The 22,603-nt window shown below is 46.6% G+C and carries 23 protein-coding genes and 1 pseudogene; 5 read left to right on the top strand and 19 right to left on the bottom strand.

Features of this window, described 5'->3' with window-relative positions:
• Positions 1-143 precede the first annotated feature (143 nt).
• Together ACWHAR_RS11735 and spoIIR are read right to left on the bottom strand one after the other, a co-directional pair.
• Positions 144-587, bottom strand: a complete 444-nt coding sequence (locus ACWHAR_RS11735) for a GNAT family N-acetyltransferase (RefSeq protein ID WP_032875939.1) — start codon at positions 585-587, stop codon at positions 144-146.
• A gap of 70 nt (positions 588-657) precedes the next feature.
• Positions 658-1,338: a stage II sporulation protein R gene (gene spoIIR, locus ACWHAR_RS11730; protein WP_032875936.1), complete on the bottom strand. Its 681-nt coding sequence runs from the start codon at positions 1,336-1,338 to the stop codon at positions 658-660.
• A 160-nt stretch (positions 1,339-1,498) separates the two neighbouring features.
• On the opposite strand from spoIIR, the gene ACWHAR_RS11725 reads away from it, so the two are divergent.
• The gene (locus tag ACWHAR_RS11725) at positions 1,499-1,873 is read left to right on the top strand and encodes a UPF0715 family protein (protein ID WP_032869468.1); all 375 of its coding nucleotides are present in this window, start codon (positions 1,499-1,501) and stop codon (positions 1,871-1,873) included.
• On the opposite strand, the gene ACWHAR_RS11720 is transcribed toward ACWHAR_RS11725, so the two are convergent.
• From ACWHAR_RS11720 to prfA, 3 genes are all read right to left on the bottom strand, one after another.
• A complete protein-coding gene (locus ACWHAR_RS11720; protein ID WP_045555081.1) occupies positions 1,860-2,093 on the bottom strand; it encodes a DUF5316 family protein in 234 nt (77 codons plus the stop codon). The two genes, ACWHAR_RS11725 and ACWHAR_RS11720, sit on opposite strands and share 14 nt — an antisense overlap.
• A gap of 116 nt (positions 2,094-2,209) precedes the next feature.
• Complete coding sequence (prmC, locus tag ACWHAR_RS11715) at positions 2,210-3,070, bottom strand: peptide chain release factor N(5)-glutamine methyltransferase (protein WP_032875933.1); 861 nt, start codon at positions 3,068-3,070, stop codon at positions 2,210-2,212.
• A gap of 1 nt (position 3,071) precedes the next feature.
• A complete protein-coding gene (prfA, locus tag ACWHAR_RS11710) occupies positions 3,072-4,142 on the bottom strand; it encodes a peptide chain release factor 1 (RefSeq protein WP_003151139.1) in 1,071 nt (356 codons plus the stop codon).
• Between the two features lie 111 nt (positions 4,143-4,253).
• On the opposite strand from prfA, the gene gloA2 reads away from it, so the two are divergent.
• Entirely contained in the window at positions 4,254-4,637 is a 384-nt protein-coding gene (gloA2, locus tag ACWHAR_RS11705) for an SMU1112c/YaeR family gloxylase I-like metalloprotein (protein ID WP_007614387.1), read from the top strand.
• A gap of 110 nt (positions 4,638-4,747) precedes the next feature.
• Positions 4,748-5,311 (top strand): chromosome-anchoring protein RacA, encoded by a 564-nt coding sequence (racA, locus tag ACWHAR_RS11700; RefSeq protein WP_029325733.1) that lies wholly within the window; start codon positions 4,748-4,750, stop codon positions 5,309-5,311.
• 33 nt (positions 5,312-5,344) lie between these two features.
• Here racA and ACWHAR_RS11695 read toward each other — a convergent pair whose 3' ends face one another.
• The 11 genes and pseudogenes from ACWHAR_RS11695 to spo0F all read right to left on the bottom strand — a co-directional run bounded on the left by ACWHAR_RS11695 (position 5,345) and on the right by spo0F (position 15,816).
• The gene (locus ACWHAR_RS11695; RefSeq protein WP_007407608.1) at positions 5,345-6,301 is read right to left on the bottom strand and encodes an AEC family transporter; all 957 of its coding nucleotides are present in this window, start codon (positions 6,299-6,301) and stop codon (positions 5,345-5,347) included.
• Between the two features lie 86 nt (positions 6,302-6,387).
• Positions 6,388-8,085 carry an oxaloacetate-decarboxylating malate dehydrogenase gene (malS, locus tag ACWHAR_RS11690; RefSeq protein WP_007407609.1) on the bottom strand — a complete coding sequence of 566 codons (1,698 nt, stop codon included), beginning with the start codon at positions 8,083-8,085 and terminating at the stop codon, positions 6,388-6,390.
• Positions 8,086-8,368: 283 nt separating this feature from the next.
• Complete coding sequence (locus ACWHAR_RS11685; RefSeq protein WP_007614390.1) at positions 8,369-8,953, bottom strand: thymidine kinase; 585 nt, start codon at positions 8,951-8,953, stop codon at positions 8,369-8,371.
• Positions 8,954-9,037: 84 nt separating this feature from the next.
• Positions 9,038-9,238, bottom strand: coding sequence for a 50S ribosomal protein L31 (gene rpmE / locus ACWHAR_RS11680; protein ID WP_003151132.1), 201 nt, complete (start codon positions 9,236-9,238; stop codon positions 9,038-9,040).
• 121 nt (positions 9,239-9,359) lie between these two features.
• The gene (gene rho, locus ACWHAR_RS11675; RefSeq protein ID WP_003151107.1) at positions 9,360-10,646 is read right to left on the bottom strand and encodes a transcription termination factor Rho; all 1,287 of its coding nucleotides are present in this window, start codon (positions 10,644-10,646) and stop codon (positions 9,360-9,362) included.
• A pseudogene (locus ACWHAR_RS11670) lies at positions 10,643-10,852 on the bottom strand (hypothetical protein). Before ACWHAR_RS11670 ends, rho begins: the two are co-directional and overlap by 4 nt.
• Positions 10,853-11,053: 201 nt before the next feature.
• Positions 11,054-12,019, bottom strand: a complete 966-nt coding sequence (glpX, locus tag ACWHAR_RS11665; protein ID WP_003151105.1) for a class II fructose-bisphosphatase — start codon at positions 12,017-12,019, stop codon at positions 11,054-11,056.
• Positions 12,020-12,052: 33 nt separating this feature from the next.
• Positions 12,053-13,342: a UDP-N-acetylglucosamine 1-carboxyvinyltransferase gene (locus ACWHAR_RS11660; RefSeq protein ID WP_007407612.1), complete on the bottom strand. Its 1,290-nt coding sequence runs from the start codon at positions 13,340-13,342 to the stop codon at positions 12,053-12,055.
• Between the two features lie 309 nt (positions 13,343-13,651).
• Positions 13,652-14,290, bottom strand: a complete 639-nt coding sequence (gene fsa, locus ACWHAR_RS11655; protein WP_007407613.1) for a fructose-6-phosphate aldolase — start codon at positions 14,288-14,290, stop codon at positions 13,652-13,654.
• A 118-nt stretch (positions 14,291-14,408) separates the two neighbouring features.
• Positions 14,409-15,266: a class II fructose-bisphosphate aldolase gene (locus tag ACWHAR_RS11650; protein ID WP_003151102.1), complete on the bottom strand. Its 858-nt coding sequence runs from the start codon at positions 15,264-15,266 to the stop codon at positions 14,409-14,411.
• A gap of 175 nt (positions 15,267-15,441) precedes the next feature.
• Positions 15,442-15,816 carry a sporulation initiation phosphotransferase Spo0F gene (gene spo0F, locus ACWHAR_RS11645; protein WP_012118670.1) on the bottom strand — a complete coding sequence of 125 codons (375 nt, stop codon included), beginning with the start codon at positions 15,814-15,816 and terminating at the stop codon, positions 15,442-15,444.
• 164 nt (positions 15,817-15,980) lie between these two features.
• Between spo0F and ACWHAR_RS11640 the strand changes: the two genes are divergently transcribed.
• The gene (locus tag ACWHAR_RS11640) at positions 15,981-16,502 is read left to right on the top strand and encodes a DUF2529 domain-containing protein (protein ID WP_007614394.1); all 522 of its coding nucleotides are present in this window, start codon (positions 15,981-15,983) and stop codon (positions 16,500-16,502) included.
• A gap of 47 nt (positions 16,503-16,549) precedes the next feature.
• Here the strand turns inward: ACWHAR_RS11640 and pyrG are convergent, their stop codons facing one another.
• From pyrG to ACWHAR_RS11625, 3 genes are all read right to left on the bottom strand, one after another.
• The gene (gene pyrG / locus ACWHAR_RS11635) at positions 16,550-18,157 is read right to left on the bottom strand and encodes a glutamine hydrolyzing CTP synthase (protein WP_007407615.1); all 1,608 of its coding nucleotides are present in this window, start codon (positions 18,155-18,157) and stop codon (positions 16,550-16,552) included.
• 240 nt (positions 18,158-18,397) lie between these two features.
• Positions 18,398-18,925, bottom strand: a complete 528-nt coding sequence (gene rpoE, locus ACWHAR_RS11630; protein ID WP_032875929.1) for a DNA-directed RNA polymerase subunit delta — start codon at positions 18,923-18,925, stop codon at positions 18,398-18,400.
• Between the two features lie 227 nt (positions 18,926-19,152).
• A complete protein-coding gene (locus ACWHAR_RS11625) occupies positions 19,153-21,261 on the bottom strand; it encodes a heterodisulfide reductase-related iron-sulfur binding cluster (RefSeq protein ID WP_032875925.1) in 2,109 nt (702 codons plus the stop codon).
• A gap of 138 nt (positions 21,262-21,399) precedes the next feature.
• Between ACWHAR_RS11625 and cls the strand changes: the two genes are divergently transcribed.
• On the top strand, positions 21,400-22,599 hold the full coding sequence (gene cls, locus ACWHAR_RS11620) for a cardiolipin synthase (protein ID WP_032875922.1): 1,200 nt from the start codon (positions 21,400-21,402) through the stop codon (positions 22,597-22,599).
• The last annotated feature ends 4 nt before the right edge of the window (positions 22,600-22,603 follow it).

The following is a 22,603-nucleotide window of genomic DNA, read 5'->3' as shown; positions in this document are numbered from 1 at the left end:
CCTTATTTTAAAGCGGTAAAACTTTATTTTCTCTCGTGTATTCCTTTTGAAAGTATAAAAGATGTCCTTTAATAAAACAAGTGTTATCCACAAACTGTGGACAACACTTTTTAATAAGTGGATAACCTTGTGTATAAGTTAGATCAGGCAGAGGTTTTCACCATTAAAAACGAACCTTCTGTGTATAACGAGTTGCGGAAATGTTCGGACGTATACAGTTCATCAGGCGCATCGGCGCACGCTTCAAATCCCATCACATTCAGAAACTCAGCAGATGAGGGCTGATTGGCGACTAAGTAGACATCTTGAATCTCATGTTTTTTGCACAGCACATCCATACTTTGAAACAGTGTAACGATATGGCTTTGATTCAGCCTGTCCGACATGACGAGTGAACGGAGAAGCCCTTTTCCGCCGCTGAATTTTTCGATCCCGAGACAGGCGGCAATCTTTTTTTCGCTGTCCTCCAGCACGATAAACCGGCTGATCTGCTGATCGATTTCCGCATGTGCCGTATCAGCCTTTTTCAAAAAGGCCTCCAGCGCCTCCGTATCTTGATCTCTTGCCACTCTCAGCTGATAAAACATATATTTCCCTCCGTTTCGATCAACTCTTTCTTCCAATCTATGAATCGAATCCGGATTTATGCCTTTTGCTTCAGGAAAATAGATCTGAAATCCAATCGACGAGGAAAAACTTCACTTCTGTATCATCGTCTTCTTTATTTTCTTTCTTCGCTTTATCAGCCTTTGCTTTTACGTCATCCAGCACTTTTTTAGTCTGTTTCTGCGTTTCTTCCTGCTTCTGTCCGCCGTCTTCCTGATCTTTCACCGCTTCGCCGTTTGAGAAATCAAGGAAGCACAGCGGCGGAAACAAGACGCACCACCAGTTGGCGCCCTCGCCATTGCCGAGTGTAATTAAAATCGCTTCATATTTTCCGGCCGGATAGACCATATTGCCGTAGAGCTTTGTCGGAAACGAGATTTTATTGAATTGAACTGAAACGGATTGATGCGCACCCTTTTCTTTCATTGTTTGTTTGACGATTTCTTTAATTTCAGGAAGCTTCGAACGAATGAGCCGCCGCGCTTCTTCAATGGAAGTGATATCTTTCACCCAGTCCGTGATTTGCTTGTTTACAGCATCTCTGATCTGGCGCTTGAGCTTTTGATCCTCATCGTTATCACTGTTGGCCAAAATCCTGAGCCGGATCGCTTCATCCGGTATGACAACGGGCTCATTGGCTGATGCCCGCGCCGTTTCTTCTTTTGTCAAACCCGCAAGCGCTCCTGATAATAAAAGAAAAATATATATGCAGATCATCATTGTCTGTTTCATCGGTCCCCACCGTTCCTCTCCGTGCTTTTTTTATCTAGTCCCATTATGGACATGACGGAAAAGGTTTAAACCGGCGGGAAGAAAAAAATCTAGCAAGCTGATAATCTGCATTGACAGATTCAAAATATGGTACGATATTATTTTGATAGGAGGTTTTCAGATGAAATATAATTACACCGTGCTGCTGTCGGCGGCATGCATGTCTGTCATTTATTCTATTTTGTATGTTCATCAATTCATTATCGCGGCTTTCATTTCGATGGCGTTTTATTTTTTGTTTCCTTATTTGATTTTTGCGCTGCCGCTTCAATACTTTCTGAATAAAAAGCCGAAGAGATTTCATCCGCTGTATCTTCTTTATTATTTAGGGGTGTCATTCATTGCAAACGGGATCATCTTCGGTCTTTTGCAGCCGTCAGGCCAATCTCTGTTTTCTAATTCAGCCTTTTATATCTTTGCGGTTTTAACAGCCGTCGTCTATTGGGTATGGGATTCCGTATTGCTGCAAAGACAAAATCCGGCTACAGAAGCGTAATCAGCAGACAGCCGGCTGAAGGGAGAGCGGCGCAAAAGAAAACGGCGGCCATCTTTAAACGGGCGTGCCGTCCTTCTTCTGTTTCAGAATGATAATTGGCCCGCTGCTCCGCTCCGCTTACGGCCAACCCGGAAACGATGATCGCTGTGACGATAAGAACAGCCGTAACGGCGCCGAAAATGATGTCAAAGCCAAACGGCAGAACAAACCCCCGCCGCATAAGCTGCGGCGGCGAGTATACATCCGAAGGCGAACGCTTTTTTCTAGGCGGATGCCCCTTTCATTTTCTTTCCATTGTAACAAAAGCCCGCCGTGTGCGTCACCGGCGGGCTTTTTTCATGATGTGATGATCGCGGATACGGTTCTGTCTTTTCCGTTGATGTCCTGTACGACTTCCACTTCCGCATTCGGAAAGGAATGACGGAACAGGTCTTTCACGGCTTTTCCCTGATTATATCCGATTTCAAAGACGACAAGCGCTTTATCTTTCATGACAAGAGGCAGCTCCTCCATAAACCGCTTGTAGAATTTCAAACCGTCACCGCCGTCCGTAAGAGCATGAAGCGGCTCATGGAAACGGACGATATCCGACAAATCCGCCATTTCTTCTTCAGAAATATACGGCGGATTGGAAACAATAATATCCGCTTTTTTCCCTGATGAAATAAAAGGAGTTAACAGATCTCCCTGCAAAAAACAGACGTCCGCTCCGAGGTTCTGCGCATTTCTTTCCGCCACCTGCAGCGCTTCTTTTGAAATATCCGAAGCCGATATTGAAAAATGTCCGCATTCAAGCGCGAGCGTCACCGCAATGGCTCCGCTCCCCGTACCGATATCAATGACGTTCAGGCGTTCTGCCTCGGAAAATACCCGCTTCTGTCTGTCCAGCAGATGAAAGACGACTTCTTCCGTTTCCGGACGCGGAATGAGAACATCGTCATTCACAAAAAATTCCCTGCCGTAAAACTGTTCTTTCCCGATAATATATTGAATCGGAATACCTTCTTTATGCATCTCCACGTGCCGTCTGAATCGATAAAGCTCGTCCTCGCCGACGGGCTCCTGCAGACTTGCGAGAAGTTTGCTCCGATCCATTCCGGTATCATTTAACAACAGCAGCTCGGCCGCGTTTTTTTCTCTTCCCGCTTCGGTTAAATAAGAAGAAGCCCAGCTTAGGGCTTCAAAAACGGTCTTCATCTTAATTTTCCGCCTGCTGGAGCTTGCTTGACTGGTCTTCTACGATTAACGCTTCAACCACTTCATCAAGCTTGCCTTCCAGGATTTGATCCAGCTTTTGAATCGTCAGGCCGATACGGTGATCCGTCACACGGTTTTGCGGGAAATTGTATGTGCGGATACGCTCGGAACGGTCGCCTGAACCGACGGCTGATTTACGGGTCTGATCATATTCAGCCTGAGCTTCCTGCTGGAATTTGTCATAGATTCTGGCGCGGAGCACCTTCATCGCTTTTTCTTTGTTTTTAATCTGAGATTTTTCATCCTGACAGGATACGACGACACCGGTCGGTAAATGCGTCAGGCGTACGGCCGACATCGTCGTGTTTACGCTTTGTCCGCCCGGTCCGCTTGATGCGAATGTATCGACGCGGATGTCTTTTTCGTGGATGTCCACTTCTACTTCTTCCGCTTCAGGAAGACACGCCACCGTCGCCGTGGATGTATGAATACGGCCGCCTGATTCCGTTTCCGGAACACGCTGTACGCGGTGCGCGCCATTTTCATACTTCAGCTTGGAGTATGCGCCTTTTCCCGTAATCATAAAGATGATTTCTTTGTAACCGCCCGTTCCGGTCACGTTTGCTTCCATGACTTCAGTCTTCCATCCTTGGATTTCGGCGTAACGGGAGTACATTCTGTAGAGATTTCCCGCAAACAGCGCGGCTTCTTCTCCTCCCGCCGCTCCGCGGATCTCCATGATTACGTTTTTGTCATCGTTCGGGTCTTTCGGGATGAGGAGCACTTTCAAACGCTCTGATAAGGTTTCCGTCTCTCCCTGCAGTTCGGAGATTTCTTCCTTCACCATTTCTCTCATATCGGCATCAAGCTTTTCCTCAAGCATCGCTTTCGCATCGGCAAGCTGTTCTGATGCGTCTCTGTATTGTCTATAGACTTCAACGGTTTCTTGTATATCAGATTGCTCTTTCGAATATTCTCTAAGCTTTTTCGGATCGTTGACCACTTCCGGATCACTTAAAAGCTCATTTAATTTTTCGTATCGTTGTTCAATTGACTGTAAACGGTCTAACACGGTCTTCACCTCTGTTTTCCTGTGCGTAACATTCTCATTATAGTATAGGGCTTATCGCCAGTCAAAAGCAATTCGCCTCTGTTATACTGAAGCAAAAAAGGAGGGGCGGATATGCTGAAATCCATCCACCATATAGCAATCATATGCTCTGATTATGAAAAGTCGAAAGCTTTTTACACCGAGATTCTCGGTTTCGGCATTATAAAAGAAACATACCGAAAGGATCGCGGATCTTATAAACTTGATCTGGCGCTGGACGGCGCGTATGCGATTGAATTGTTTTCCTTTCCCGATCCGCCTGAACGGCCGACCAGACCGGAAGCCGCGGGTCTCCGGCATCTTGCCTTCACCGTGAACGATCTTGAAGCAGCCGTCAGGGAGTTAAAGGAAAAGGGCGTCGGCACAGAACCGATCAGAACCGATCCGCTGACGGGGAAACGGTTTACCTTTTTCTTTGATCCCGACAAGCTTCCGCTTGAATTGTATGAAGCGTAACGTTTTTTGAAGAAATGCCGCTTTCTTTGGCGAATTCCTTCTTGTTTTGTCTAACATGAAGGGAACGCCGCCTCATGGTCGAATACCTAGCAAAAAGGAGGTATGTGATCATGAATACAAACATGGCCGCGAAAGAGCTCGGTGTCTCCGCAAAAACGGTGCAAAGGTGGGTCAAGCAGCTGAATCTTCCGGCTGAACGGAATGAGCTCGGACATTATTCCTTTACACCTGAGGATCTTGATGTGCTGAAATCGGTCAAACGGCAAATTTCTGAAGGCACTGCCCTTCTGGACGTTCAAGTGCCCCGGCAGCCGAAAAAACGGACGGGCTTCATTTTGCAGCGTCCGAAAATCAATGGCGGCGCTGAACAAAGATTGGCAGAGCTGGAGCGCAAACTGGACATTCTCACAAAAGAGAAACAAGGTGAGAACCATCTGCTTTCAAGGATAGAGGAGCTTGAACGCCAGCTGAAACAAAAGGCGGATGAAGGGGTGTCTTATCAGCTTCTTCAGCACAGGCGGGAAATTGACGACCTCAATACCGAATTGCAGACATTGGCCTCCCGCATCCAGGAACTTTCCCAGACAGCTCCCCTCTCAGAAACAGCCGCTTCTTCAGAACATAAGAAACCCAGAAAAAAAACGAGATTTTCGCCTTTTAAATTTCAATTCTAATCAAAAAAGCTCCCTGAAACAGGGAGCTTTTGATTATGCAGTCAGCGCAATGATGATCGGCAGTGAGATGAGAGATAAAATCGCACTGATCACGAACGCGGACGCAGTTTCTTCCTCTTGTTTTTCGAAACGTGTGGCAATCATCGCCGCTACCGCAGATCCAGGGAATGCAACGAGCAATACCGCTTTAGTGATCTGGTCAGCCGGAAGTCCGACTGCAAGAGCGATCAAGTACATCAGCGCAGGCTGAACGGCAACTTTTAACAAAGCGATACCGAAAGCCGGCAGACTGAGCTTAATGTTGCGGATACCGACAGTTACACCGACGGCGAAGAGCGCAACACCTGATGTTGTGCTTCCGAGCTGATCAAGCATTTTTTCTCCCAAGCCAGGGAGTGTTACACCGCAGAGTACCAGAATGATACTGATAAGCGGTGCAGCCGCAAGCGGTTCGGAAAGACCGTGAAGAATAGACTTACCAGTCATTTTCCAGAAGTTCTCGTTTTCAGTGTCTTTTTTCTTAGATGACTCACCGACAGTAGCGATAATGATCGCAAGCGGGTCAAGGATGGCGTTAACCACGATACCCGTAACGGCGATAGGAATCGCTACTTCGCTTGCTCCGAATAAGCTTCCTAGTACGGGAATACCCATAAAAGCAAATGTCGGCTGTGCAGAGTTTAAAGAAAATACAGATGAATTCGTTAAATCATACTTGAAGATAAATTTACAAACCAACAGAATGACGATAAAGAATCCGACAATCCCAATGATCAAAGCGACCATCAATGGAACCTGTGATAAAAACGCACTTCTTGAAGTGGTTAAAATACTTGCGATAAAATGCGCCGGAAGCGCGTACTTCGTAACTAAGGTGCTTACCCCTTTTGCTGACTTCGCGTCATAACTTCCGAAGCGACCTGCGAACCATCCCAGCACGATCACGAAAAAGATCGGCGCCAGGAGGATTAAAATATCTAAGAAGCTCAAAATATTCTCCTCCAAATCCTTAATGTCCGTATACTTTAGCCTTTACATAAAAGCTTTCCCTCGGACTGTAAAATTAATCGTAAAAATTATTTAGCGACAACTTGCTTATATTGCGGTTTCCACATTGCATCAAGAACGGCTTGTTCTACATTTTCAGGAATGCGGTTTGCCACGCCTTCTTTAATTGCAGTTTCCGCTACGGCGATCGCAACTTTAATTGAAACTTCTTGTAAGTCGCTCATGCTCGGCAGAAGGCCTGCACCCGGTGTTTCAAAATCAACGCTTTCTGCGATTGCGTCAGCAGTTGCCGCAAACATTGCAGGAGTAATCACTTTCGCTTCTACAACGATTGAACCGAGACCAAGTCCAGGGAACGCGAATGCGTTGTTAGATTGTCCGATTTCATGAGAAACGCCATTGTACTCTACATTGTCAAACGGACTTCCTGTCGCCACAAGCACTTTGCCGTCAGTCCATTTGAAAAGATCGCTAGGAACGGCTTCAGCAAGCGGTGTCGGGTTAGACATCGGCATGATGACCGGACGCTCAACGTGTTTTGCCATTTCTTTGACGATTTCTTCACTGAACGCGCCGCTTTGGCCTGATGTACCGATTAAGATTGTCGGTTTCGCTTGACGGATCACTTCAATGAAAGGAATTTGTCCGTTTTCATCGCGTTTCCAATCTTTAATTTCTTCAGCTGTGCGCAGGTACGGCTCTTGGAAATCAAGAATGTTTTCCATACCTTCAATTAACAAGCCTCTGTAGTCCATTGTGTAGAACGCTTTGTTGGCTTCTTCTTCAGAAAGACCTGCAAGCACCATAGTGTCGCGGATTTGGTCAGCGATTCCGATTCCGGCAGATCCTGCACCGAAGACAACCACACGCTGGTCTTTAATAGACGCGCCTGTTTTCTTCATAGCCGCAAGCACACCTGCAAGCGTAATCGCACCTGTTCCTTGAATGTCATCGTTGAATGTAAGAATTTCATGGTTGTATTTCTTCATGATATTGCGCGCGTTTTTGTTTCCAAGGTCTTCCCAGTGAAGAAGAGCTTTAGGGAAATATTTAAGCGCAGCTTTTACATAAGCGTCAACGAAAGCTTCGTAACGTTCGCCTTGGATACGTTCATGGCGGTTACCGATGTATAAAGGATCGTTCAGAAGTTTTTCATTGTTCGTACCGACGTCAAGAACGACAGGAATAACACGGCTTGGGTCAATACCGGCAGCAGCTGTGTATACCGCTAATTTACCGATGGCGATGTTGATACCGCCTACACCCCAGTCACCGATTCCGAGGATGCTTTCTGAGTCTGTCGCAACGATCAGATCAATATCTCCGGCAGTGGCATGAAGGTTTTCAAATGCCTCTTCGATTCCTTCCACGTTGTCGATAGAAAGGTAAATCCCTTGAGGTCTTCTGTACTCATGGCTGTATTCTTGAATCGCTTCACCGACAGTCGGTGTGTAAACAACCGGCAGCATTTCACGAAGATGGTTTTGAAGCAATTTAAAGAAAAGAACTTCGTTACGGTTTTGCAAATCATTCAAATACACGTTTTGGCGAAGGCGGTCCGGCTGAGCTTGAAACTGCTCGTATGCGCGTTTTGCCTGCTCATCAAGAGACAGAATTGTCGGAGGAAGCAGCCCGTCTAATCCAAGGCTTTTTCTTTCTTCTGCTGAAAACGCAACACCTTTATTTAAAGTAGGGATAGATAGAACTTCTTTTCCTCTTAAAGTAGTTTCTAAGTTGCCTTCCTTCGTTACTTTAATATTATTCAAGAAAATCTCCTTCTTTCTTCAAATAGTTAACAAAGTTAAGTAATTACCCATTTTGGCTAGTGTGATCGCGATCTGCTATATCTTTTTTTGACAATTATTCGAACAATGTCTCATAACTATTTACATTACTTAGTCATTTTATGCCTGTAAAAATGAAAATTCAAGAGATGAAAATTACTTAATTTTTTCATACTCTTTTTTAAGTTATTTAACTACAATTTTTGAAAAAACGTCAAAAAAACACCGGATTTTTTACCGATGTTTTCATGAAAAGGGTTATTTATCAGTCTGTTTTTTTCGGCACTTCGTGATGATGCCTGCATCTCGCTTCGTATGACTCCGACGCGCCGACTAAAATGACCGGATCATCATAGGAAGCGGGCTTCCCGTCAATCAAACGCTGCGTACGGCTTGCCGGCGACCCGCAAACGGAGCAGACCGCCTGCAGCTTCGTCACCGATTCGGCAACCGCCATCAGATTCGGCACCACGCCGAACGGCTCTCCCCGGAAATCCATATCAAGTCCGGCCGCGATGACACGATAGCCTTTATCCGCAAGCGAGGATAAGTCGCCGATGATCGATTCGCCGAAAAACTGCACTTCATCTACCGCGATGACGTCCGTGCTTTCACTGATATGATCCCATATTTCAGCCGAAGACGAGATGACGTGGCTTGTCATGGATGTGCCGTTGTGAGAAACGACGGCCTCCTCACTGTAGCGATTATCAATGGCAGGTTTGAATACTTTGACCTCCTGCTTCGCATATGTCGCTCTTTTCACTCTGCGGATCAGCTCTTCTGATTTCCCAGAGAACATGCTGCCGCATATCAGCTCAAGCCATCCGCTTTGCTTCATTATGTACATAGGCTATCCGCTCCCCTTTTTTCCCTGTTTATGGACATAAAAAACAGGCAAGAAGCAATTCTTGCCTGCCTGTAAAATCTATTATTACTTAAGACCGTATTTTTTGTTAAAGCGATCAACACGACCATCAGCAGAAGCGAATTTTTGACGTCCAGTGTAGAATGGGTGGCATTCAGAGCAAATCTCAACGCGTACCTCTTCTTTTACTGAGCCTGTTTCAAATTCATTTCCGCAAGCGCATTTAACTGTTGCTTTTTTGAAATTAGGATGAATTCCTGCTTTCATTGTATCCATCTCCTTCCGCCCTGAATCCCGTGTGGAAACAGAGTTATTATTCCGGAGTAATCCGGAACGCATATGAGAGAATTATATCAGTCATTTACTGCATTTGCAAATACATTTTTTATCAGCGGCGGGCTGATGATGAAAGGTTTGCCTGCTTCCATTCTTGGTTGATCAAATCGAAGAATTCCTGATTCGTTTTTGTTTTTTTCATTTTTCTCATAAACTTCTCTGCGAAGTCCGGAGAATCAGACATCGATTTGCGGATCGCCCATAGACGGTCAAGATGCTCTTTCGGCACGAGCAGCTCTTCCTTCCGTGTGCCGGAGCGGCGGATATCGATCGCCGGGAAAATCCGTCTTTCCGCAAGAGAACGGTCAAGGTGAAGCTCCATGTTGCCCGTTCCTTTAAACTCTTCATAGATGACGTCATCCATCCGGGAGCCCGTGTCTACGAGCGCCGTCGCCAAAATGGTCAGGCTGCCGCCCTCTTCAATGTTTCGCGCGGCACCGAAAAAGCGCTTCGGACGATGGAACGCAGCCGGGTCAATCCCGCCGGAAAGCGTACGTCCGCTTGGCGGGATAACGAGGTTGTAGGCCCGTGCCAGGCGGGTAATGCTGTCCATCAGAATGATAACGTCTTTTTTGTGTTCAACGAGACGCATCGCCCGTTCAAGCACAAGCTCCGCTACCTTAATGTGATTTTCCGGCACTTCATCGAATGTCGAGCTGACGACATCGCCCGCTACGGAACGTTCAATATCCGTTACTTCTTCTGGTCTTTCATCAATTAAGAGAACGATCAATTCAGCGTCAGGCTGATTTGTCGTAATGCTGTTAGCGATTTCTTTCAACAGCATGGTTTTACCGGCTTTCGGCGGCGCCACGATCAGACCGCGCTGGCCGAAACCGACGGGAGCCATCATATCGAGAATTCTTGTTGAGAGATAATTCGGTTTCGTCTCAAGCACCATTTGGCGGTCCGGATAAAGCGGAGTCAGCGCAGGAAAATGGACGCGCTCTTTCGCAGATTCCGGATCATCTCCATTTACCGCTTCAACGTGCAAAAGTCCGTAATAGCGTTCGTTTTCTTTCGGCGGACGCACCTTGCCGGATACTTTGTCACCGTTTCTTAAATCAAAGCGGCGGATCTGGGAAGCAGAAATGTAGATGTCTTCTGAGCTTGGCGAGTAATTAATCGGTCTGAGGAAGCCGAATCCTTCCGATTGGATGATTTCGAGCACGCCTTCCATAAACAGAAGATCCTCCTGCTCGGCGTTGGCTTTCAGAATGGCAAAGATTAATTCTTTTTTAGTCAGTTTGCTGTAGTAGGAGATTTTATAATGTCTGGCCAGTTCATATAGTTCTTTTAATTTCATATTTTCCAAAGAGGAAATAGATACGTCTTTCATAAAAACACCACGCTTTTCATAGTCAATGTATTGCTGTTTTCATTCAAATCGGCTGCTTCGCATGATTCCGCCAAAGCACATTCTTTTATAAAACGTTAAGGAACTTCTATCGGTAACACTTCCACCCATGATCGGCGCTTTTTTTAAAAAAGGAATGTCTTAATGAGTTTTGAAGGAAGCGAGGACAAAAACTTGAGAAGATCAATATTTATATCGTCTGTATGCGGTAGAATTTGAAAATTTCCCAGTACTCAAAAGAAGGAATGACACAGAAAAATCGCAGCACTCTTTATTTTTACCTCATTTCAAAAAATTATTCAACTTAAATAATGCTTTGACATATAAATGATAGGGTTGACTCTTTATTGCAAAAGAAAAGCGAGACTTTCCGTCCCGCTTTTCTCTATTTATGGCCGGATCACAAGATTTGGTTTTTTCTTCAGGCTGTGTCTTCCGTCAACGAATCGAACCGTTCCTGATTTCGCACGGATGACCAGACTTTCAGTCGTACCGACGGAGCCTTTGAACTGAACGCCTTTCAGCAGCTCTCCGTCCGTGACGCCCGTTGCGGCAAAAATGGCGTCATCCCCTCTCACAAGGTCCTCCATCCGGAGCACTTTGGATACATCAAGGCCCATTCGCTCACAGCGGGCCTGCTCTTCCGCACTTTGCGGCAGAAGCCTGCCGATGATTTCGCCGCCGAGCGCTTTTAACGCAACGGCAGACAGCACGCCTTCAGGAGCCCCGCCTGAACCGAAGAGAATGTCTACTCCCGTATGGTCAAAGGCCGTATTGATGGCGCCCGCGACATCACCGTCGTTGATCAGTTTGATTCTGGCGCCCGCCTCACGCAATTCAGAGATGATTTTTTCGTGTCTGTCACGATTTAAAATGGTTGCCACGACATCTTCAATGTCTTTGTTTTTCGCTTTCGCAACGGCTTTTAAGTTATCAATGACAGGCGCTTCGATATCGATGCAGCCTACCGCTTCGGGACCGACCGCGATTTTTTCCATATACATATCCGGGGCGTTCAGCAGTGTTCCATGGTCGGCGACCGCGATCACCGTCAGCGCATTCCAGCCGCCGCTCGCTACGATGTTTGTGCCTTCAAGAGGATCGACGGCGACATCGACGCGCGGGCCGTATCCGTTTCCGAGCTTTTCGCCGATGTAAAGCATCGGCGCTTCATCCATCTCGCCTTCCCCGATCACGACCGTGCCTTTCATCGGCACCGTGTCAAACACGTCACGCATTGCGCTTGTCGCCGCATCATCAGCTTCATCTTTTTTCCCGCGGCCCATCCATCTGGCAGATGCTAAAGCCGCCGCTTCAGTGACTCGAACCAATTCCATCGATAAGCTTCTTTCCATTTCAACACGATCTCCTCTCAAAAGTCCGCATTTCTATGAATTTTGGAGCTGTTCTATCTCTTCGTCCGTCAGTCTTTGCCGCCAGATTGTGGCGCCCAGACCTTCGAGTTTTTTCTCAAGATTGCTGTAGCCGCGGTCTAAATGCTCGAGACCGGTAATTTCGGTTACGCCGTCAGCCATGAGCCCGGCGACGACCAGACAAGCGCCTGCACGCAGATCGCTCGCCTTTACTTTTGCGCCCTGAAGCTCAGCCGGACCGGTGATAATGGCCGACCTGCCTTCCACTTTCATGTTGGCCCCCATCCGTCTCAGCTCATCTATATGTTTAAATCGGGCCGAGTAGATGGTGTCGGTTACGACGCTCGTGCCGCTGGCTCTCGTTAACAGAGATGTCATCGGCTGCTGAAGATCAGTCGGGAATCCCGGGTAAACAAGCGTTTTTACGTCGACCGGTTTTATCTGCTTCTGCCCGCCGAGCATAAGAAGCTGATCGTCGCTCGTCTCAATGTGAAAACCCATTTCCCTGAGCTTCGCCGTTAATGACTCCAGGTGAGTCGGTATGACATTATCAATAATGACTTCTTTCCCCATCGCGGCGCCGGCGATCATAAAGGTGCCCGCCTCAATTCTGTCCGGAATGATCGTATGCCTGCATCCGTGCAGCTCTTTTACGCCGTCGATTCTGATTACATTGGTTCCCGCGCCTTTGATCTTTGCGCCCATGCTGGTGAGCAATGTGGCAACATCAATAATCTCAGGTTCCTTGGCGGCGTTTTCTATCACGGTTTTACCTTCAGCCAGTACAGCGGCAAGCATGATATTGATCGTCGCTCCGACGCTGACGACATCTAAATAAATCCGTGCGCCTCTCAGCCTTTCGGCGCGCAGATAAATCGCGCCTTGTTCATTGGTGACTTCCGCCCCAAGCGCTTCAAACCCTTTGATGTGCTGGTCAATCGGCCGCGGCCCGAGATGGCATCCGCCCGGCAGTCCGATGACCGCCTGCTTGAAGCGGCCCAGCATCGCGCCCATTAAGTAATAGGAAGCACGGAGTTTTTTCACTTTGCCGTTGGGAAGCGGCATGCTGATCATCGGGGAAGGGTCGACGACCATTTCTCCTTTTTCAAAATGGACGTTTCCGCCGATTTCTTTCAGCAGGTCACGCAGCGTTTCAATATCTGAGATCTCCGGAAGCCCTTCGATCGTTACTTCGGAATTTGCCAGAATGGTTGCGGGTATCAATGCGACGGCGCTGTTTTTCGCACCGCTGATATGTACGGTTCCGTTTAACGGATCGCCGCCGGCAATATTCAACTTTTCCATGATAGTCTCCTTCCATAAGAAGATAGCTGCGGAGCGTAAATAAAATGGCATTTTATTCTGTCTCTGCAAATAAAGCTCTTGTCCAAAATGTAGCCAATTCGAAGAGAAAGAATACAAGGACATTATAAAATAACAGGAAGAAAATAGCGAAGCTTTGCGGGGCATTTTTAACACAGGATGCACAGAGGCCCGCCGGGTTCACATTCCGGGGAAACACACTCTTCACTTTGATACTGAAGGCCCGCTGCCAAACAGGAAAACATAAGGGTGCGGCAAACGGATGCAACCGGTTTGCCGCCCTTTTCACCCTTATTTATTCCAGTCTGCCAAGAATTGCTCGATGCCTTTATCCGTTAACGGATGTTTCGCCAGCTGGTGAATGACTTTAAGCGGCATCGTACCGATATGCGCACCGCGTAAAGCGGCTTCAGTCACGTGCTGCGCATGACGGATGGAAGCTGCGATGATTTGTGTATCAATATCATGAATGTCAAAAATCTGTCTTATTTCTGAAATCAGTTCAAGACCGTTATGGCCGATATCATCCAGACGGCCTAAGAACGGAGATACATAAGTCGCTCCGGCTCTTGCCGCCAAAAGCGCCTGGTTGGCACTGAAGATGAGCGTTACGTTTGTTTTAATGTTCAGGTCGCTCAGCGCTTTTACGGCTTTTAACCCTTCAGACGTCATCGGGATTTTCACCGTGATATTCGGTGCGATTTTCGCAAGTTCTTTACCTTCTTCAATCATCTCTTCAGCATTCAGGGAAATGACTTCCGCGCTTACTGATCCGCTCACGACTTCCGTAATCTCACGAAGTCTGTCATGGAAAGACACGTCAGCTTCTTTCGCCACTAAACTAGGGTTTGTCGTAACTCCGGCAAGAACGCCAAGTTCATAAGCTTCTTTAATCTCGTCAATGTTTGCTGTATCAATGAAAAATAACATAAGGAAAGCCTCCCCAGTAATAAATTTTCAGAACTGTAAAACATGATTGCGCTTTCTAAAGGTAAGACATAAAACCGCCTGTCAATGCTGTCAGGCGGTTTATGGATGTTACATTGGATTAAGCTTGGTTTGAAGAACCGAACTCACGCATTTTGCCGATAACCGTTTCTTTGATCGCTTCACGAGCAGGTCCAAGATATTTACGAGGATCGTATTCGTTCGGCTTAGCTGCCAATGTTTCGCGGACAGCTTTTGCAGAAGAAATTTGGTTTTCAGTGTTTACGTTGATTTTAGCCGTACCAAGTGAGATTGATTTTTTAATGTCGGCAGTCGGAATTCCTGTACCGCCGTGAAGTACTAACGGAAGGCCGGTTGATTTGCCGATATCTTCCATTTCTTTGAAACCGAGGTTCGGTTCGCCTTTGTAAGGACCGTGAACAGAACCCAGTGCAGGTGCAAGGCAGTCGATGCCAGTACGCTCTACAAGTTCTTGACACTCTTTAGGGTCAGCATAGATTACGCCTTCAGCGATCACGTCATCTTCCTGTCCGCCTACAGTTCCAAGCTCAGCTTCAACTGAAACGCCGTGGAAATGAGCAAGCTCAACCACTTTAGCTGTAGTTGCTACGTTTTCCTCAAACGGGTGGTGAGATGCGTCGATCATTACAGAAGTGAAACCTGCATGAATCGCTTTCGCACAAGATTCAAAGCTTGAACCGTGGTCTAAGTGAATGGCGACAGGAACTGTCACTTTGTATTCTTCCATAAGAGCTTTAACCATGGCAACCACTGTTTTGAAGCCGCCCATGTAGCGTCCCGCGCCTTCTGAAACACCAAGAATAACCGGGGATTTTTCCTCTTCTGCTGCTTGTAAAATAGCTTGAGTGAACTCAAGGTTATTTAAGTTAAATTGTCCAACAGCATATCCTTTTTCTTTAGCTGTATTCAACATTTCCGTCATTGAAACTAAAGGCATGTCGAAAGTCCTCCTTATGTAGCCTGATTTGCTTCTTCTCGAAAAAAGCTTTCCACCTATAGCATGACCATAAAAACCTGTCATATGTAAAACAACAGATCGCTTTTTCTCCATCTCTAGGATACCAACTTTTCGACAAATCGGCAACACAATGACATAATTGTTTCTAATTTTATTAATTCGATTTTAGAGGTAAATATTTTTTCACCGCGTCTCTGATCTCATCAATGTCAAAAGGTTTCGCAAAATGGGTCAGCGCTCCGAGCTCTTTTGATTCCTTAATCATATCGAGTTCTCCGTAAGCGGTCATGATAATGACGCGGATGGATTCGTCAATCATCTTCATGCGCTTGAGAATTTCGATTCCGTCCATGCCGGGGATTTTCATATCTAAAAGCACGAGATCGGGCCGTTCTTTCGTTACGATGTCCAGCGCCTGTATGCCGTTGGCGGCCTGAAACGTCTGGTACCCTTCTTTATGAAACACTTCATTGAGCAATATGCGTATACCGTATTGGTCATCTACGATTAAAATCTTTTCATTCATCATTTTACACCCCAATATTATCATTTTCGTCAAAAGGAAGCAGTTGTTTATGTATTCTGTTTGATTTTCACATTTCCTTTAATTATAATAGTCTACTTTCCGACATTTTCTGAGCATTTTCTCTTTTGTTGTATACTGTTCTTGTATGTGTAAAGGAGGTTTCACTCATGTTAAAGATATTTACGACGCAGCTTGCAGGCATTTTTTCCCGCATTCAGGATAAGGAATCCGAAGCAATAGAAGACGGCGCGCGCCTGCTGGCGCAGGCAGCCGTCAGCGGTCATACCATTTATTTATACGGCGCAAATGAGATGCAGGGCATTTTGTGCGAGGCGGAACTCGGCTCAGAACCGATGCCTTCCGTCAAAGCGTTTCCGGATACAGCTGATTCGATTACAGAAAGCGACAGGGTGCTGATGTTTTGTTCAGGTCCGGGCACGGCTGAAGAACAGGCTCTGGCTCAAAAGCTTTATGAAAAAGGGATCGGCCTCGTTGGCGTATCTCCTGTCATCAAAGATCAAACCGGGATTGAGGCATTTTGTGATGTTCATATTGACAGCAAATTAAAAATGCCGCTTCTGCCTGATGAAGACGGGACAAGATACGGCTTTCCTTCATTAATGACAGGCCTGTATGTCTATCACGCACTGTCCTTTACGTTAAAGGAAATGATGCAGGAATATGCCTGATGCAGAAAAAAGACTTGCCGCTTTTAAAGGAGGCAAGTCTTTTTTTATTACTTCTGTTCTGCAGCTTGTACGGAAGCGCCGATAAAGTCTTTGAATAAAGGCTGAGGTCTTGTCGGTCTTGATTTGAACTCAGGGTGGAACTGGCAAGCGACATACCAAGGATGGTCTTTCAGCTCGATGATTTCCACAAGACGGCCGTCAGGGCTTGTTCCTGAGAACACAAAACCGTTCTCTTCCATTTGCTGTCTGTATTCGTTGTTGAATTCATAACGGTGGCGGTGGCGTTCGTATACCACTTCATCCGCATACGCTTCGAAGGCTTTCGTGTCTTCCTGGAGCTTACAAGGGTACAGTCCGAGACGAAGCGTTCCTCCAAGATCCTCGACATCTTTTTGTTCTGGCAGAAGGTCGATGATCGGATAAGGAGTGGACGGATCGATCTCCGCAGAGTGAGCCCCTTCCAGACCTAATACGTTTCGCGCATATTCAATGGATGCAATCTGCATACCGAGGCAGATGCCGAAGAACGGAATTTTATTCTCACGCGCATACTTGGCGGCGATGATTTTCCCTTCTACGCCGCGGTCTCCGAAACCGCCGGGCACGATGATTCCGTCTGTGCCGCTAGTCAGCTCTTGAATATTGCTTTCTGTCACTTCTTCGGCGTTAATCCATTTGATCTTCACATCAGCGTCAAACGCATAGCCGGCGTGGCGCAGTGATTCAACGACTGAAATGTAAGCGTCCTGAAGCTCGACGTATTTACCGACGAGGCTGATTGTAATGGTTTTAGACAAGTTTTTCACTTTCGTGACAAGGTCTTTCCATTCCGTCATATCCGGGTCTTTGCATTCTAATTTCATATGATCGCAGACAAGCTTATCGAGTCCCTGCTCCTGAAGGTTAAGCGGGATGGAGTAAAGGTTGTCCGCATCTTCGCACTCGATGACCGCTTTCGTGTCAATATCGCAGAAGAGTGCGATTTTATCTTTCATATCTTGAGAAATCGGCATTTCCGTGCGCACGACGATGATATTAGGCTGAATACCGAGGCTTCTCAGCTCTTTTACGCTGTGCTGCGTCGGTTTTGTTTTCAGCTCGCCCGCCGCTTTGATGTACGGAACAAGCGTACAGTGAATGTACATCACGTTTTCATGGCCGATGTCGCTTTTCATTTGACGGATGGCTTCAAGGAACGGAAGGGATTCGATGTCTCCCACTGTTCCGCCGATCTCAGTAATGACTACATCTGCGTTTGTTTCTTTGCCTGCACGGTACACGCGGTCTTTCAGTTCATTTGTGATATGCGGAATGACCTGAACCGTTCCGCCGAGGTAGTCCCCGCGGCGCTCTTTTTTCAATACGGCGGAATAAATTTTACCGGTCGTCACGTTGCTGAATCTGTTCAGATTAATGTCAATGAAACGCTCATAATGCCCTAAGTCAAGGTCAGTCTCAGCGCCGTCATCGGTAACGAATACCTCACCGTGCTGGTACGGGCTCATCGTTCCCGGGTCAACGTTGATATAAGGGTCAAATTTTTGGATAGTGACGCTCATGCCTCTGTTTTTCAAAAGGCGGCCAAGTGACGCAGCCACAATTCCTTTTCCGAGTGATGATACAACTCCCCCGGTTACAAAAATATATTTCGTCATTTCGTTTGCTCCTCTCTTCGGTCTGCGCTACATTCCTTAAAATGTGCCGTTTTATAGAAAATCATTTCACTAAAAACAAATGATGTGTAAAAGAATTTGGGAGATGAAAATAAGAAAGCTCCCTTTCAATTTCTTGAAAGGGAGCGTAGCACTCTTATGAATTCTCTTCTTTTTGAAGAGCCCAAAATACATACTACATAGTTCGACAATGAAAGTCAAGATCGTTTTGCTGATATAAAATCAGTCTTTGCGTTCCTCTTCCTCATCATCATAATCTTCCTCATCTTCTTCAATCACATCGTCTTCGATCTCAAGCTCGTCGTCATCTTCTTCATCGATATCTTCGTCGTCAAAGCTGTCTGCGTCAAGGTCAATATCTTCTTCTATTTCATCGAGATCGATGTCATCTTCATCAACTTCCTCGAATTCATCAAGGTCGAGATCTTCCTCAACGACTTTTTTCGCTTTTTTCTTTTTCGCTTTTACAGTCGGCTGTGTTTCTTCGTCCAGCTGATCGTACGGATACCAGCTGCGAAGCCCCCACGTCTGGTCTGACAGAGCAATAAAGCGGCCGTCAATGTTCAGGTCTGTATAAAATTGGGCGATACGGTCGCCCAGTTCCTCTTTCGTAACACCGAGCAAGGAGATCATTTCATTCAGCAGCTCCTGGAACGGAACCGGTTTTTTATGTTCTGAGAAAATTTCGTGAGCGATTTCAACTAAAGCCATCTGCTTCAGCTGTTCCTGAGAATATTGTTTGATACTCAAGGTCGGACACTCCCTTTCTATTACTTATATGTATCTGTTTCTATCCTATAATAAGAACGAATTTGTATTGTTTTGTTCATAAACCATACCTCTCATTATAAACAAATTAAAACAGAATATGCTACCCTTAACAGCGTAATTTAAGAAATTTTAGAGCCGTCCCGTCATAAATCGGCTGATGTGCGAAAACAAAGCCACCGGCATATGCGCCGGCGGCCCGCTTCTTTCTATAAAGACTCTTGTTTTTCAGCGCCGAATACAGACATGGCGAGCAATTCACTGACATCATAAGTGCCGACCGCGTCTTCGGCTTCTTTCGCTTTCGTACCGTCACCGAGCATGGTCAGACAGTAAGGACATCCGGAGCTGATGACCGTCGGACTGACAGAAAGCGCCTGCTCAGTCCGGGCCGTGTTGATTCTCGCTCCCGTTTCTTCTTCCATCCACATGAGCCCTCCCCCGGCGCCGCAGCACATCCCATTTTCGCGGCTGCGCTCCATTTCCTTCAATTGAACGCCCGGAATGGCTTTTAAGATCGCTCTCGGCGGCTCATACACTTCATTGTATCTTCCTAAATAGCACGAGTCATGGAAGGTAATCGTTTCATTCACCGGGTGAAGCGGTTTTAGTCTCCCCTGTGACACAAGCTCGGCTAATAATTCAGTATGATGATAGACTTCGGCCCGGAATCCGAAATCAGGATATTCATTTTTGAACATATTATAGGCGTGCGGATCAATCGTGACGATTTTTTTGATCCCGTGTTTTTCAAATTCGCCGATGTTGTGTTCCGCCAGCTCTTGGAACAGAAACTCGTTGCCCAAACGGCGCGGCGTGTCGCCTGAGTTTTTTTCCTTATTGCCGAGAATCGCAAAGGATACGCCCGCTTCATTAAGCAGCTTTGCAAATGAGACGGCAATCTTTTGGCTCCTGTTATCGTAGGAACCCATTGAGCCGACCCAAAATAAGTAGTCGAACTCTTTGTCTTGTTTTTTCATTTCTTTCACTGTCGGAATCTCTGTATCGGCCTGCTCCCGCCAGTTCTCCCGCTCTTTCCGGTTTAAGCCCCACGGGTTTCCCTGTCTTTCAATGCTTGTCATGGCCCGCTGCGCGTCGCTGTCCATCTTCCCTTCCGTAAGCACAAGATAGCGGCGCAGATCGATAATTTTATCAACGTGTTCATTCATGACCGGACATTGATCTTCACAGTTGCGGCAAGTGGTGCATGCCCAAATCTCCTCTTCCGTGATGACCTCGCCGATTAAGCTCGGGTTGTAATCAATGGCTGCCGCCGCTTCACGCGATCCTCCCCCTGAGGAAGCCGCGGCGAGCTGATTCGCCTTCGTGTGCTGAAAAACGGGCGCGGGCACCCACGGAGATTTTGACGTCACGGCAGCGCCTTTCTCCGTCAAATGGTCTCTGAGCTTTAAAATGAGGTCCATCGGCGAGAGCATCTTGCCCGTACCGGAGGCCGGACACATATTTGTACAGCGGCCGCATTCGACGCAGGCGTATAGGTCGACAAGCTGAGAGCGGCGGAAGTCTTCAATCTTTCCGACGCCGTAGCTTTCTTTCGTCTCATCGGTGAAATCGATTTTTTCCAGCTTTCCTTTTGAATCCAGCCTGCTGAGGAACACATTCGCCGGACCCGCAATTAAGTGCGCATGCTTTGATTGCGGCACGTACACTAAAAAGCTGAGCAAAAACAACAGATGAAGCCACCATGAAACATAAAACACGGCGGCGGCCGCCGGCGCTGAAAGACCGCCGAGCACAAACGCAATGGAGGAAGCGATCGGTTCCGTCCAAGACAGAGAATGATCGTGCCATAAAAGGTTCATGGCGTTCCCGAGAAGCACTGTCACCATCAGTCCGCCGATAAACAGCAGGACAAGCCCCGCTTTAAACCCGCGTTTCAGTCTGACGAGTTTTTCAATGTAGCGCCGGTAAAACGCCCAGACTACGGCGATTAAAATCAAAAACGTGACGATTTCCTGAAAAAAGGTAAACGCCGGATAAAGCGGACCGAACGGCAGATGGCGGTCAGGAAGCAGCCCTTTCAGAATAAAATCAATTGCGCCGAACTGAACGAGTATAAAACCGTAAAAAAACAGAACGTGGATGATTCCGCTCTTTTTATCTTTCAGCAGTTTTTTCTGTCCGAACACATTCACCCATATCTTCTGAAGACGTTCTTTCAGGCGTTTATCAAATTCTTCCCTTTGGCCGAGCTTAATATAAGCGATCCTCGTTCTGATCAGGTAAACGAATAAATAAACGGCGTAAGCGGTTACAGCTGAAAACAGCAGCGCGTTTACCATGAGAAATGCGTTCATCTTGTCTCCCCCTTTGTTCTGATACCCCTCTTCATTGTCATATCTTTACTTTATCATAAATAATGAATGAGTGTTCAGTCAATAATTAAATTCACATTCTCAGGGCACACTACGAATACTTCGGAAAGGAGCGTCGGTATGAAGGTCATTTTTGTGTTGCTTGTCATTTTTATCATATTGATCGCACTTATACTGCTTGATATGCTGCTTGGCCGGGCGGCGTACAAAAAACAGGCGTATGAGCCCGTTTTTGACCCGAAAAAGAGTGATATCACACTCATTCACTGCGGCAGCGAGCTTGTGCGGCAGATGACGGTTGATATCCGCCAAGCCGTCTCTTCTATTCATATGATGTTTTTTATTATGAAGAACGACCAAGTCAGCCATGAGATGTTTGATTTATTGAAAGAAAAGGCCCAAGCCGGCGTCTCCGTATATCTGCTGCTCGATTGGGCGGGCAGCCGCCAAGTGAAAAAGCCTTCCATTCAAACGATGAAAAAAGCCGGCGTTCACGTTCATTTTCTAAATAAACCGGCATTTCCGTTTCTTTTTTTCAGGCTGCAAAAACGGAATCACCGGAAAGTGACCGTCATTGACGGCAAAATCGGGTATGTCGGCGGTTTTAATATCGCTGAAGAGTACCTCGGCAAAAAAGCGAAGTTCGGAAACTGGGAGGATTATCACCTGCGGATGACCGGCGAAGGCACGGCGGATCTTCAGACTCTTTTTGTAAGCGATCTGAAACGAAACACCGGAAAAGCACCCGGATCACCCGGGGTTTATCCGGCATTATCCGAAGGGAATATCTCTCATAGGACATATGCATCTGACGGGTTTTCGCTTGAATCGCATTATGAAAACTGCATCCGTAAGGCGGAAAAAAAAATCATTATCGGCACGCCTTATTATGTACCGAGCAAAAAGCTTCAGGAAGCGCTTATTTCAGCCTGCCGAAAAGGCGTCAAAGTCATCTTGATCGTTCCGATGAAATCAGACCACCCGCTCGTTCGGGAAACAGCTTTTACCTATTATCCCGAGCTTCTGAAGGCCGGCTGCCTCATCTATCGGTATTATCAAGGCTTTTATCATGTCAAAGCCTTCATTATAGATGACCGCATCAGCATTATCGGCACGCCGAATTTTGATAAACGGAGCCTGTTCTGGAATGAAGAGGTGAATGTCATCATTCATGATGAAGCCTTTACAAAGGAAGTGCTTTCAACCATAAAGCAGGACATCGAAAAATCCGAGCTTCTCACATTAGAAAAAGTGAAACAGCGCTCCGTCAGACAGCTTCCTGCAGAATGGCTGGGAAAGGCCATATCTTACTTTTTATAAAGGA

Source organism: Bacillus sp. LR--39, from assembly GCF_053613335.1.
Note: the sequence above shows the minus strand (reverse complement) of the source record. Positions and strands in the feature narration are given on the sequence as shown.